The 12,288-nt window shown below is 36.2% G+C and carries 16 protein-coding genes; 3 read left to right on the top strand and 13 right to left on the bottom strand.

The window, feature by feature from the left end; translation table 11 throughout:
* Positions 1-11: 11 nt before the first annotated feature.
* Positions 12-1,244: a sporulation integral membrane protein YlbJ gene (gene ylbJ, locus ACIQ7L_RS22245; protein ID WP_400571714.1), complete on the top strand. Its 1,233-nt coding sequence runs from the start codon at positions 12-14 to the stop codon at positions 1,242-1,244.
* On the opposite strand, the gene coaD is transcribed toward ylbJ, so the two are convergent.
* Positions 1,236-1,727, bottom strand: coding sequence for a pantetheine-phosphate adenylyltransferase (gene coaD / locus ACIQ7L_RS22250; RefSeq protein ID WP_400571716.1), 492 nt, complete (start codon positions 1,725-1,727; stop codon positions 1,236-1,238). The two genes, ylbJ and coaD, sit on opposite strands and share 9 nt — an antisense overlap.
* On the bottom strand, positions 1,724-2,290 hold the full coding sequence (gene rsmD / locus ACIQ7L_RS22255) for a 16S rRNA (guanine(966)-N(2))-methyltransferase RsmD (RefSeq protein ID WP_400571718.1): 567 nt from the start codon (positions 2,288-2,290) through the stop codon (positions 1,724-1,726). Before rsmD ends, coaD begins: the two co-directional genes overlap by 4 nt.
* Before the next feature lie 565 nt (positions 2,291-2,855).
* Here rsmD and ACIQ7L_RS22260 point away from each other — a divergent pair.
* Entirely contained in the window at positions 2,856-3,245 is a 390-nt protein-coding gene (locus ACIQ7L_RS22260) for a DUF7147 family protein (RefSeq protein ID WP_400571720.1), read from the top strand.
* Between the two features lie 98 nt (positions 3,246-3,343).
* Here the strand turns inward: ACIQ7L_RS22260 and ACIQ7L_RS22265 are convergent, their stop codons facing one another.
* The 6 genes from ACIQ7L_RS22265 to ACIQ7L_RS22290 form a co-directional block, all read right to left on the bottom strand.
* Complete coding sequence (locus tag ACIQ7L_RS22265) at positions 3,344-3,610, bottom strand: YlbG family protein (protein ID WP_097895043.1); 267 nt, start codon at positions 3,608-3,610, stop codon at positions 3,344-3,346.
* A gap of 118 nt (positions 3,611-3,728) precedes the next feature.
* Positions 3,729-4,163 carry a YlbF/YmcA family competence regulator gene (locus tag ACIQ7L_RS22270; RefSeq protein WP_400571722.1) on the bottom strand — a complete coding sequence of 145 codons (435 nt, stop codon included), beginning with the start codon at positions 4,161-4,163 and terminating at the stop codon, positions 3,729-3,731.
* A gap of 89 nt (positions 4,164-4,252) precedes the next feature.
* A complete protein-coding gene (locus ACIQ7L_RS22275) occupies positions 4,253-4,825 on the bottom strand; it encodes a histidine phosphatase family protein (RefSeq protein WP_400571724.1) in 573 nt (190 codons plus the stop codon).
* A gap of 78 nt (positions 4,826-4,903) precedes the next feature.
* A complete protein-coding gene (locus tag ACIQ7L_RS22280; RefSeq protein WP_400571726.1) occupies positions 4,904-5,149 on the bottom strand; it encodes a YlbE-like family protein in 246 nt (81 codons plus the stop codon).
* 12 nt (positions 5,150-5,161) lie between these two features.
* Complete coding sequence (gene ylbD / locus ACIQ7L_RS22285) at positions 5,162-5,575, bottom strand: YlbD family protein (RefSeq protein ID WP_400571728.1); 414 nt, start codon at positions 5,573-5,575, stop codon at positions 5,162-5,164.
* 89 nt (positions 5,576-5,664) lie between these two features.
* Positions 5,665-6,702 carry a CAP domain-containing protein gene (locus tag ACIQ7L_RS22290; protein ID WP_400571730.1) on the bottom strand — a complete coding sequence of 346 codons (1,038 nt, stop codon included), beginning with the start codon at positions 6,700-6,702 and terminating at the stop codon, positions 5,665-5,667.
* Between the two features lie 208 nt (positions 6,703-6,910).
* Here ACIQ7L_RS22290 and ACIQ7L_RS22295 point away from each other — a divergent pair, with 208 nt between their 5' ends.
* Positions 6,911-7,276: a YugN family protein gene (locus tag ACIQ7L_RS22295; protein WP_400571732.1), complete on the top strand. Its 366-nt coding sequence runs from the start codon at positions 6,911-6,913 to the stop codon at positions 7,274-7,276.
* A gap of 74 nt (positions 7,277-7,350) precedes the next feature.
* Here the strand turns inward: ACIQ7L_RS22295 and ctaG are convergent, their stop codons facing one another.
* From ctaG to coxB, 5 genes are all read right to left on the bottom strand, one after another.
* Positions 7,351-8,256 carry a cytochrome c oxidase assembly factor CtaG gene (gene ctaG / locus ACIQ7L_RS22300; RefSeq protein ID WP_400571734.1) on the bottom strand — a complete coding sequence of 302 codons (906 nt, stop codon included), beginning with the start codon at positions 8,254-8,256 and terminating at the stop codon, positions 7,351-7,353.
* Between the two features lie 80 nt (positions 8,257-8,336).
* Entirely contained in the window at positions 8,337-8,675 is a 339-nt protein-coding gene (ctaF, locus tag ACIQ7L_RS22305; protein ID WP_400571736.1) for a cytochrome c oxidase subunit IVB, read from the bottom strand.
* A gap of 3 nt (positions 8,676-8,678) precedes the next feature.
* Complete coding sequence (gene ctaE, locus ACIQ7L_RS22310) at positions 8,679-9,302, bottom strand: cytochrome c oxidase subunit III (protein ID WP_400571815.1); 624 nt, start codon at positions 9,300-9,302, stop codon at positions 8,679-8,681.
* Complete coding sequence (gene ctaD, locus ACIQ7L_RS22315) at positions 9,302-11,137, bottom strand: cytochrome c oxidase subunit I (RefSeq protein WP_400571817.1); 1,836 nt, start codon at positions 11,135-11,137, stop codon at positions 9,302-9,304. Before ctaD ends, ctaE begins: the two co-directional genes overlap by 1 nt.
* A gap of 60 nt (positions 11,138-11,197) precedes the next feature.
* Positions 11,198-12,247 carry a cytochrome c oxidase subunit II gene (coxB, locus tag ACIQ7L_RS22320; RefSeq protein WP_400571738.1) on the bottom strand — a complete coding sequence of 350 codons (1,050 nt, stop codon included), beginning with the start codon at positions 12,245-12,247 and terminating at the stop codon, positions 11,198-11,200.
* Positions 12,248-12,288: the final 41 nt, after the last annotated feature.

Here is a 12,288-nt window from a genome sequence, read left to right on the forward strand (position 1 = left end):
GATTTGGTAACATGTATGAAAAATGGAAAACAGTTTTTCTCACCATAATTATGATATTTCTAACACTTTCTCTTGTACTTCACCCCCAAGCCGCTTTACAAGCTTCTATTCGCGGATTAAATATATGGTGGGAAGTTGTCTTTCCTTCACTACTACCTTTTTTTATCCTTGCAGAACTTTTAATTAGTATAGGTGTCGTAAAGTTTATCGGCGTCATTTTAGAGCCGCTTATGCGCCCTCTCTTTCGCGTTCCTGGTATCGGTGGATTTGTTTGGGCGATGGGGATGGCTTCCGGATTCCCTGCAGGCGCCAAACTAAGCGCTAGATTACGCCAAAGTAATCAACTAACGCAAATTGAGGCTGAACGCCTTGTATCTTTTACAAACTCTTCTAACCCATTATTTATTTTTGGAGCTGTTTCTATCGGTTTTTTTAACAATCCGAAATTAGGTTTTATCTTAGCTGCTGCACATTATATTAGCAATTTTACTGTCGGATTACTTATGCGGTTTTACGGCAATAACAAAACTTACATAAAAGACAAACACTCTATCCGGAAGCGCTCCTTACAAAACGCTTTTTCCGTTCTTCATGAGACGCGTTTACAAGAAAAAAGACCAATTGGAAAACTACTTGGCGATGCTATTATTTCCTCTATTCAAACTTTACTTATGATTGGCGGATTCATTGTTTTATTTTCAGTTCTAAATAAAATGATTACAGTCTTCCAACTAACAGCAGCGCTCGCTTTTATTATGCAACATATTTTATCTTGTTTCCAACTTTCACCCCATTTTAGTATTCCCATTTTATCAGGTCTTTTCGAAATGACACTAGGGAGTCAAATGATTAGTCAGATCACTGAAACTACGATACTTGAACAAGCAATGGTAACAAGTTTTATCTTGGCTTTTAGTGGTCTTTCAATTCAAGCACAAGTAGCGAGTATATTAGCAGATACCGACATTCGCTTTAAGCCATACTTTTTCGCACGAATTATCCAAAGTATTCTCGCCCCTATCTATACCTTTATATTTTGGGAACCACTTTATGAAAAATCGCATTCTTTCTCACCTACCCAACAAGATATTCCTGTTTTCTTATCAAATCACTCTCCTACACTTGAAAAAATTTGGGGATTAGTCCTTCACTATGGACCTATTTTCACATTGTTTTGTTTATATCTATATGTGATTTTATTATTCTTACGCACAATAAATAAAGAAAAACCCCGTTCATTTTAACGGGGTTTGAAACTTTTCTTTTAAAGCGTGCTCGACGACAGGGGGAACAAGCCCCGCTACATTTCCTCCATAGCGAGCTACTTCCTTCACAATACTTGAGCTTAAAAATGAATATTGATTATTTGTCATAATAAAAAAGGTTTCAATGTTTTCATCTAACTTTCGATTCATGGATGTAATTTGCATCTCATATTCAAAGTCAGAAACTGCTCGTAAACCACGCAAAATCGCATTAGCATTACGCATTTTTGCATATTCAACCAACAATCCACTGTGTGAATCAACTTTTACATTCGGAATATCTTTTGTTGCTTCTCGAATTAGCTCTAAGCGCTCTTCTACTGAAAAGAATGGTTTCTTAGATGAATTATTTAAAACAACAACATATACTTCATCAAATACCTTTGCTCCTCTTTTAATAATATCCAAATGTCCAAGAGTTATCGGATCAAAGCTTCCTGAAGAAATCGCAATACTTGTCATTCGGTTCCCTCACCTTCATACTTATAAATCGAAATTGCTGTAATACCATAATTTTCTTCTCTTACCTTTACAAGTCCCCCTATTATCTCAGGTAAGACTACATCATTCTCATGTTCTGCCATAATTAAGCCATCTTTGTTCAATAATCCATGCTGATCCATAATACTAATTAACGAAACAATTTTTTGGTCTTTATACGGTGGATCAAGCAATATGAGATCAAATGATATTTCGCGTTTAATCAGCGCCTTCACAGCACGTTCTGCATCATTTCTATACACTTCAGCTTGATCATGTACTTTGCAACTTTCTAAATTTTGATGAATCACCTTCACAGCTTTATTATCTCGATCAACAAAAATCGCTTTGTCAATCCCCCTGCTAAGCGCTTCAATCCCAAGGCCTCCGCTACCACCAAATAAATCGAGGGCAAGGCCTCCTTCAAAATACGGACCTATCATATTAAAGATAGATTCTTTTACTTTATCTGTTGTTGGACGCGTTGTATTACCTGGCACAGCTTTAAGTGGATGCCCTTTACATTTTCCAGAAACTACTCTCATTTGTTGTCACTACCTTTATTTCAATCTATCGAGCGATTATTACAAACATATACTCGTTCGAGTAACCGCTATCAAACCATACTCTTTCAGTTATTTTTCAATTAAAGAATAACGGAATCCATTACCTATAAAAAGAAAAATCACTTTATTCCTTTGAAAAACCATCATCATGTAATAATTTTCCAATATCTCATATGTATATTCATCTCGCGATCCGCAAGTAAAATCCTCTTTATTAACACAAGGTTCACTTTATCTTTTTTATCCTATCATAAAATAAAAGAAAGAAAAATAAAAAGCCTACGATAAATTTTAAATTCATTATGTATATCTTCATTTAGATTGGACATAAATAAATATAACAACATCACCTTCGATGTTGTTGCCAACCGCGGAGAAGACTTACGTTTCCCCATAAGTTCTTCCTCCGGTTTCTCCTCTCCCTTTGCCTTCTTACTAGTATATGCTAGTATAAGAAGGGCCCTGCTTTGCAGGGTTTTTTTCTTTGCCTGCTTTTCATTTAAAAAATGAAATGATACAGTAAAAGAAAGAGGAGGAAAATGATATGATTCAACGTTTTATTGAGCTCGGAGAAGGCTACTCTGATTTGTATGAATTACTTGAAATTGCCAAAGCAAATAAAGACCGTGTAACACATATGCTACAATTTGAAACTATAAAAAACGAGAAAAATGTATGTTCACTTGTTGTGGTTCTAAAACCAACAACTGTTGGTGATTTTCAACCGCTATACATATGCCGTGAAGGAATCCCTCTACTTGAAAATAAAAAAAGTAAACGGATTATTTTATTTGAAGAAACTGCTGCACAAATTGAAAAAAAAGTTACTTCTTTTACCGTAAAACCATCTACAACTTTTCCAGAAAAGGAATTATATTTTAATCACCTTATCGGTATTTTGCGAATGAATCATTTTATTCCACCAATGCAGTAAGGATATTACATCCACCAATTTTTTCATTCTTATCGATAAAAGTTTCACTTTATACTCACTAAAATCCCCCACACCAAAATTGGTGTGGGGGATTCAACTTAACTATAGTCGTATTCTTTCGCACGATCCGGACGTGAATTTTCAAATTCCGTTTTTAGGAATGGGCGATACGACTGGTCAATTTTTTTTACAAAAGGAAGTTTATTTAACTTGTGCATCATATGCTCTATTTGTTCCATATCACAATATACAACCGCATATTTCAATCGTTTTGATATGTAATGAATATTACCATATTTCCTTAAAATTTTGGCATGTTTTAATGAATGTAAATAAACAATCATACTTTGTCGTTGCCCGAACATAATCTTCTCCTTCTATATACTTATATTCTTGTATCTTATAAACAGCAATCAGAAATTTGCGACATTATAGAACAAATTCCGTATACGCTTTCTTCCATACTCTAAAAAACGGGGCACATCACCCCGTTTTTTTACAACCACAACTACCTCCAGAGCCACCTGCATCAAAAAATGGATTCCCCGTAGGGACTTTAATCGCAGATGAAACTTCAGAGCCAATTGCTACACTGACTTCATCTAATAATTTCTGCAAAGTATTTTCCGCGTTTTTAAAAGCAGCAACCTTTTCATGCAAGTCTATAGAGCGCTTTAACTCTCGCATTTTTGTCGAAACAACAGTATAATCTGGATGATATTTACCAAAGCGTTGCACTTCTTCATATCGCTCTTTCATTGCTGTAAATTGATCAATTAATGTCTGTGCTTCCAAATCTTCTTGTAAAACCTTATAACATTGACGATAATTTTCTGCTATATCTGAACAGATAACCGCTTTTGCCAGCCGCTCTGCCTTATCTAAAATCATTACGCTTTCAAGCGTCGCTACAATCATGAGAGACACCTCCAAGTATCCATCATAACACATTTAGAACGGAACTACTAATTTGATTGTCCCATCTAAACATACTCATCCGTCATCTCTTATACACAAATATGCTCCGCAATATTATATCTTAGTACGTCCCATTTTCCATGTTCCTCTTTTACATAATTAATACATGCATTTTTTAATGGGGTTTTAAATGTAATTTCTTCCGGTGAAATTGCGTGTAAAATTGCTTTAATGGCATGTGAATGCGCCACAATAATAATACGCTTACCCGCGTGCATTTGCGCAACATCTTGTAATGCTGTAAAACACCGGTTTACAATCTCCTCATCTGATTCCATTCCCTCTACATTTCCTTCTGCAATACGTTCTCGGACTGTAGGAACAGGTTTTCCTGAAGCCTCTCCGAAATTCCGTTCAACAAAACGCTCATCGAGAAAGATAGAATGTATTCCAACAGCTTCGCTAATTACCCTAGCTGTTTCCTGGGCCCGAATTAAAGGACTACTAATCATCACGTCCCATGCTTCTAACTGCAAAGCAGCCGCACTTTGACCCGCTTGCTTTTTCCCAACGTCATTAAGTGGAATGTCTTCACGCCCTTGAATAATCTCTTGAAAATTCCAATCAGTTTGTCCATGTCGTACTAAACAAATTTCCGTCATGCTGTAGCTCCTTTTTTTCAATAGTCCGCTTTTATTGTAACAAAAGTTTCGCATGACGGACATAGTTTTTCCTTCCTATTACGTTGTATTTTGCTGTTTCATATATTGAAACATGTCAATCATAATAGAAGCAACGGCCAATTGATTTTGAAACTTTTCGACTTTGTCTGGTATTGTCTTTTTGAAATGTTGTAATGCAGCCAACTCAAATGCTTCTTTTTCCGTTGGATTACGTGACAATTTTCGGTACCAATATGGTTGTTCACGAATATAACGTTCTAAATCTTCATTAGCTTTTATAAATTCCATAAGTTCTGCCCTCATCCTCTTTTCCCCCTAATCTTTTTGAAAGAAAAATGGATTATTTTCAGAAGTTCGTTGCTCTGGTTGTGCGCGATTTCCTTGAAATTGTTGAATCACTTGCTGCACACTCCCAATTGCACTCGTAACATTTGCTAAATGTTGCTGCATTTGTTCCACATCTAACTTCTTGAAAAAAGAAAGCATTTGCCCCATCAAGTCAGCTGTTTGTTCATCTTTATTTTCTTGTACCGGCGAAGAGATTGCCTCACTGTCCGCTTTGTAAACTTTCCATACTTCATCTTTCTCTCCAAGTAAATACCATTCCTCGTAAAATTGTTGCCATGTTTTTTCACCACTTCGAACTTCATGAACCATTTTAGGGTGATGGTTTACAAATTCTTTAAATTGTTGAACAGAAGGATGTAACGGTCCTTTTGTTGTTGTCATAATCCTCACCTCTTCAGAAATATCTACTATATTGTAAGAAAAAAAAGGCGCATGGTTCGCCTATTTTTAGACGTTTCATGCACCTTTTCTTATTTTCGAATAAAATTTTGAGTATAAAATTTATCATATACTCCGACACCTAATTCAGTAAATTGTTCATTCAGTAGGTTGTTGCGATGTCCTTCACTGTTCAACCAACCTTGCAACGCAGCAATTCCATCAGTATGTTGCGCCGCTATATTTTCACCTGCAAGTTGGAAAGCAACTTGACCTCGTTGTAATCGATCTCCTAACGTTCCAAACTTTGGTGAATCATGTGAAAAATAATTATTCTCTTTCATGTCTTTACTATGTCCAAATGCAACATCCGCTGTTTGTTGATCCCATGTTAATAATGGTAATTGATGGTGAGTTCGAATAATATTTGTCAAATCCAAAATTTGTTGCATATTTCCATGTTCTACTTGTATCATTTTTTCTGGGGTCATCTGTTGTTCTGCCGTTAATTCACCAGAGTATACAAGCTGATATGGTCTTTGACGAAGCAATGTATCATCATCCATATACCTGATTCCAACAAGTTCATGTGTGAAATGATCAAAATATAGCTGTGCCCAAACTCCTTCTTCTATTGAAACCAGTGGCTGTTCCATAGTTTCAGTATCAGACAATTCAAATTGATAACTATTTCGCCCTCTTTTCAAAGAAATTTCATGTGAGAATGCCTTTTTTTTATACGCATCTTCATATTTTTCATTTATGCGGAAAGGCTCTACATCGACTTGATCACCAGCAACATAAGCCGTTACAATTTTATGTTCAGCAACTCCAAACTGGACATATTGCGATAAATCTTGATTATACACCCACCATTCGTAACCGTACGCAGAGGGTTCAATTCGAGCTGGTTCCCCCCATTTTGCTAACAGATTTTCCGAATCTCCACCCATAAGTTGTGAAATAGTTTCTGGAAAACCTTCATTTGTCGGCTTTTTTTTCTTTACAACTTTTTGTTCTTGCTTAGAATGAGAGGGAGTCAGTATATATTGCGAAACGAGTAATTTCCCGTATAAGTCAATGGCCAAAATAAAAACCGTAATCATTACGATACGCAATAATTTCTTCAAACGATATACCTCCTGGACAAACATAAAGTTGAGATATACACAAATTATTTTTTCCTCTTTCTTTTGTGTGTACCGTACTCTTTTCACTATATCATATTTTTGTAAAAAAAGCCGTGTTTCTCTCTTTTCTCCCAATACGAATTGCGTTTTCTAATTTTTCATACTATTATAAAATTAACAATTAGGAAATTTTATAAGGAGGGATTCTATGCAATTTACAAATTCAAAACTCATCGGAACAGTAGTTGACTTTACACTTCTAACTGAAATCATGCAAAATCATCATTTCGTACTTGCTGGACAGTGGGACTATGAGCGAGTTACATACGACTATAAATTTGAAATATTGAAAGATGTATATTATTTACGAGTACAAGGCCTTGCAGTGGAAGGAGACATCGGCAGAAGACATGCACAAATCAAATTACTTTCACCACTGTTAGGAAAACATTATTATCCACATGGTGTTGAATATGGTGAAAATGAAATCTTCCCTACAAATGTACTCCAAAAAAGCGAACAACTCCTGCAAAATATCGAAAAAGAACTGAAGGAATTTCAAGTTATCGAATAAACAAAACAGGCGTATCCATATGGACACGCCTGTTTTATTTATAACTTAAAAGTGAATAGCCGTACACCTTTTTATTACTTCGTTTGTAAATAAGGAGGAACAGCGTGTAATTGTTCCTCATCTTTTCTGCGCTCTTTACGAGCCCATTTAAAGAATACATAGCCAATAATTGTACCATACACTATTTCCTGGACAATTTTCATAATGATACCACCTGTTTGTTGATCCTGTACGACTGGAATCCAATGTAAAAAGTCTGGGCCAGCTATATTTAAATCTGTCAACGTTCCCGCAGGTACACAAAGTTCCATCGCTTTCATCCAAGAACTTGGATCTGTATATGTCGCAAATAATGGTTCACTCGCAAAAATGATTAATGCACAAGCTGGTGTTAATAAAATACCATTGGCAAACATGTAACCAAGTTTCTTTATATCACTTAATGATTGATACTCTGGTAACGGATTTAACATCGGCCACCACATCATTATCGATGTAAAAAACAATACAGCAAGAAAAATAGGATGTGCCACTTGGCTTTGCTTTACCGTATCAAACACAACTGGCAAATGATAAAAAGAAAATAAGCCATTGAATACAAACAATGCAATAAGTGGTTTTGTAAATAGCTTTAAAATAACTTGAATAACCTTAAAAGATGTAATATATCGATATAACCAAACTGGTATTCCTAACAGTAATAGTGGTGGCACCACTATATACATCACTGCCATTTCAAGCATATGTGCACTGAAGATAATATGTCCAATTAAATCAATAGGTCCTCCCTTCACAATATATAGAAAGATTATTCCTGTCGTAAAATAAAATATCTGTTTTTTACTTACCTTTTCTGCATTTTCGAACCGCATTCTATATGGTCCAATAACGAGAAAATAACAGATAAGGATTGAAATCATAAAAAGTAAAAAGATCGGGCTCCATAACGCTTGAAAACCAAATATCCATAAGTTGCTCATTTTTACACCCACCTTTTCAAGAGAAATTCCTTACCTTAATAGAAAAAGAGGGCCAAGATACCTCCAAGCCCCCTACCTATTTAAATCCATACAATCGTCATAAAAGCCAAAATTGTTAACAGTCCTACTAACAATCCAGAATATAAAAAAAACGATGCTGCTTCATGTCCTTTATGACTCATATGCATGAAATAATACAACTGAAATATAACTTGAACAACTGCTAACAATACAATAAATGGTACAGAGAAAACTGGACTAAAAGTTTTTGGATAAGCTACTGCTACAAAAGCAACAATCGTTAAGAAAATCATTAAACCGAATGTGATAACTTGATGTTTCATCTCCTCTGCACTTTTTCTCCTACGATAAACGAGATCTACCTTTAAATTGCTTGTATTCGTTTGCTTTGTCGCCATTGTTTATCCCACCATTCCCATCAAATATACTACAGTGAAAATAAACACCCAGACTACGTCGATGAAGTGCCAATAAATAGATGCAACGTAAAACTTTGGAGCGTTGTATAAATTCAAACCACGCTTTGCATTGCGAAAAATCAATGTTAAGATCCACAGTAATCCAAATAATACGTGTAGTCCATGTGTCCCAACAAGTGCATAAAACGCAGAACCAAATGCACTGCTTCTCATTGTATGTTTAAATTCATGCGCATAATGATTGAACTCATATATTTCAAATCCTAAGAACCCTATGCCAAGTACTACTGTTACAATGAGCCAAAGCTGCATTTGCTTAAAATTAAAGTTCTTCATATGATACATTGCATACACGCTCGTTAAACTACTTGTTAATAGAAGCATTGTCATAATAAACACAAGTGGCATTTGAAACATTTCTTGCGACGAGGGGCCACCGTTTGTAGAATTTCTTAATGCTAAATATGTGCCGAATAAGGAAGCGAATAATACAGTTTCGCCCCCAAGAAACAGCCAAAATCCAACAAATTTATTTTTCCCCTCAAGGGTTGCTTTTTCAGGCTCTGCTGGAAATGTTTCATTCGTTAATTTTCCCTCTACATGCATCACGCTGTGCCCCCCTTATCATCTAAATCTTCCTTATGAATATGATAACCATGATCATCGATTACCGAACGAAGGAACATTGTACCAAAAGTGATAATAAGTCCAATAATCGCAACCACTAGCCAGAACTTATCTTTTCCCCCTTGCATATACATAGCACCAAACGCTGCTATAAACAGTCCAAGTGAAATGATAAATGGTGAGAACGAAGAATTTGGCATATGGATGTCACTAACAGGTTCTGCAGCTGTCATTTCTTTATTTCCTTCACGTTTCTCAATCCAAAATGGATCCAGTCCACGAACGAATGGTAATTGTTTGAAATTGTATTCTGGTGTAGGTGCTGGCAGTGTCCATTCTAATGTACGCCCATCCCATGGATCACGCCCTGCTTTTTCTTTAGATAATGTCGTTTTCACAATATTAAATAAAAGAACAATCGTTCCAAGTCCCATGAATACAGCACCAATCGAACTAATTAAGTTCCCCATTTCTAATCCTTGTCCTGGTAAATACGTATAGTAACGACGCGGCATACCCATTAAACCAATGAAATGCTGAATAAAGAATGTTAAATGGAAACCGATAAAGAACAACCAAAATGTTATTTTACCCAAGGTTTCATTTAATACTTTATTAAACATAAGCGGCCAATAGTAATGTGCTCCTGCTAGTAATCCAAATACAACTCCACCAACGATTACGTAGTGAAAATGCGCCACAACGAAATAGTTATCGTGGAATTGATAATCAGCTGGAGCTGAAGCGAGCATAACCCCTGTTACACCGCCCATTACGAATGATGGTATAAAACCAACAGCCCACATCATTGGCGTTGTAAACCTGATACTCCCGCCCCACATTGTAAAAAGCCAATTAAATATTTTGATACCCGTCGGAACTGCAATTGCCATTGTTGCAACCGAAAAAATGGCATTCGCAACAGGACCGAGACCAACTGTGAACATGTGATGTGCCCACACCATGAAGCCTAAAAATCCAATTAATACTGTTGCAAATACCATAGATGAATAACCAAATAATCGTTTTTTAGAGAATGTGGCGAAAATCTCTGAAAATACCCCAAAAGCTGGGAGTATGAGAATGTATACTTCTGGATGACCGAAAATCCAGAATAAATGCTCCCATATGATTGTATTCCCACCTAAAGCAGGATTAAAGAAACTTGTTCCAAATAATCGATCTAACATTAATAGTGCTAATCCCACTGTTAATGGTGGAAAAGCAAATAAAATAAGTGAAGAAGTTACAAATGTTGTCCATGTAAACATCGGCATACGCATATATGTCATCCCTGGTGCACGCATATTAATAATCGTAACAAGGAAATTAATACCACCAATCAGTGTACCAATACCCGATATTTGTAATCCTAGTACATAAAAATCAATACCATGTCCTTTAGAAGCAAGGGATAGCGATGCATACGATGTCCATCCTGCATCAGGTGCTCCTCCTAAAAACCAACTTAAGTTTAAGAATACTCCGCCAAAGAAAAACAACCAAAATCCAAGTGAATTTAAAAATGGAAACGCTACATCCCTTGCTCCAATTTGAAGTGGTACAGCAGCGTTCATAAGCGCAAAAACAAGCGGCATAGCTGCGAGGAAAATCATTGTTGTCCCGTGCATCGTTAATACTTGATTATAAGCATCCCCAACAAGAAAAGCGTTGTTTGGAATCGCTAGTTGAAGACGGATAAATAATGCTTCTATTCCGCCAATGATAAAAAACAATCCACCTGCAATTAAATAGAGAATGGCAATCTTTTTATGGTCTACTGTCGTTAAATAATCCCAGATAACAGCACCCATCCCCTGTTTTTTTGCTACAGCACTCACGTTTTCAACCTCCCCTTCGCAAATAATCCCTCTTTACTTCTCAACTTTCAACGTTTTCAAATATGCATTTAATGCATCTATTTGGTCATCCGTTAAGTTGCCATACTTACCAGTCATTTTATTTCCTGGCTTCATATTCTCAGGATTCTTTAGCCATTTTTTTACGTTTTCATCATTGTTTTCGGCAATCCCGGCAACCATATCGCGATCAGCGAAGTTTGCTAGGTTTGGTGCGATACGTGCAGAAGGTGGTCTACTATCATTTGATCCAACCGCGTGACAACCAATACAACTTTTGCTGAATATTTCCTTACCTTCTTGTTCTTTTGCAGAAGCTACTTCCTTCTTACCATCAAGTTTTTTCATATCAGCAAGCCAAGTTTTGTACTCGCTTTCATCAACAGCTTTTACTTTAAATTGCATTAAAGAATGTGATGGGCCACAAAATTCTGCACAAAAGCCATTGTAAGTGCCTGATTTATCTGCTTTTAACCACATTTTATTGACATTATCTGTATTCGTATCCGTTTTTCCAGCTAAAGATGGAACCCAAAACGAATGTTTAATGTCGGCACCCTTCAAATTCAAGTATATTTTCTTACCTGTGGGGATGACTAAATCTTGCGAAGTTACTATTTTTTCTGATTTATAAGAAAATTCCCACCAATAAAGATTCGCTGTTACATCAACAACGATTGTATCTTTATCAATATTCTTTTTCTCCATCGCACTTACATCAGCAAGTTTAAACGTGTATGTAACGGTAGGAACAGCCAATATCAGTAACAGGATAATTGGAATGACTGTCCATATAATTTCTAGTTTGTGATTTCCTTCAACTTGCTCTGGAATGTAATCCTCCTGGCCTTTCTTTTGCCGGAAGCGCACAATTACATACAAGAAAATAATAGTAACTACAAGTACGACACCTATCATAATTGCACTTGCTAACAAGAGTAAATCATATTGCATTTTTGCTACTTCACCTTGCGGAATTAAAGTAGATTGAAAGGCTTTACCGCATCCCCCTAACAGTAAAGCCAGCAGTGAAACGCACGAAAGCAGTCGCCACTGTTTCTTCATACAAACAACCCCCACTTTCTTTGTGAATTAGATTGTACTTT

The organism is Bacillus sp. NPDC094106, assembly GCF_044764345.1.
GTDB lineage: Bacteria > Bacillota > Bacilli > Bacillales > Bacillaceae_G > Bacillus_A.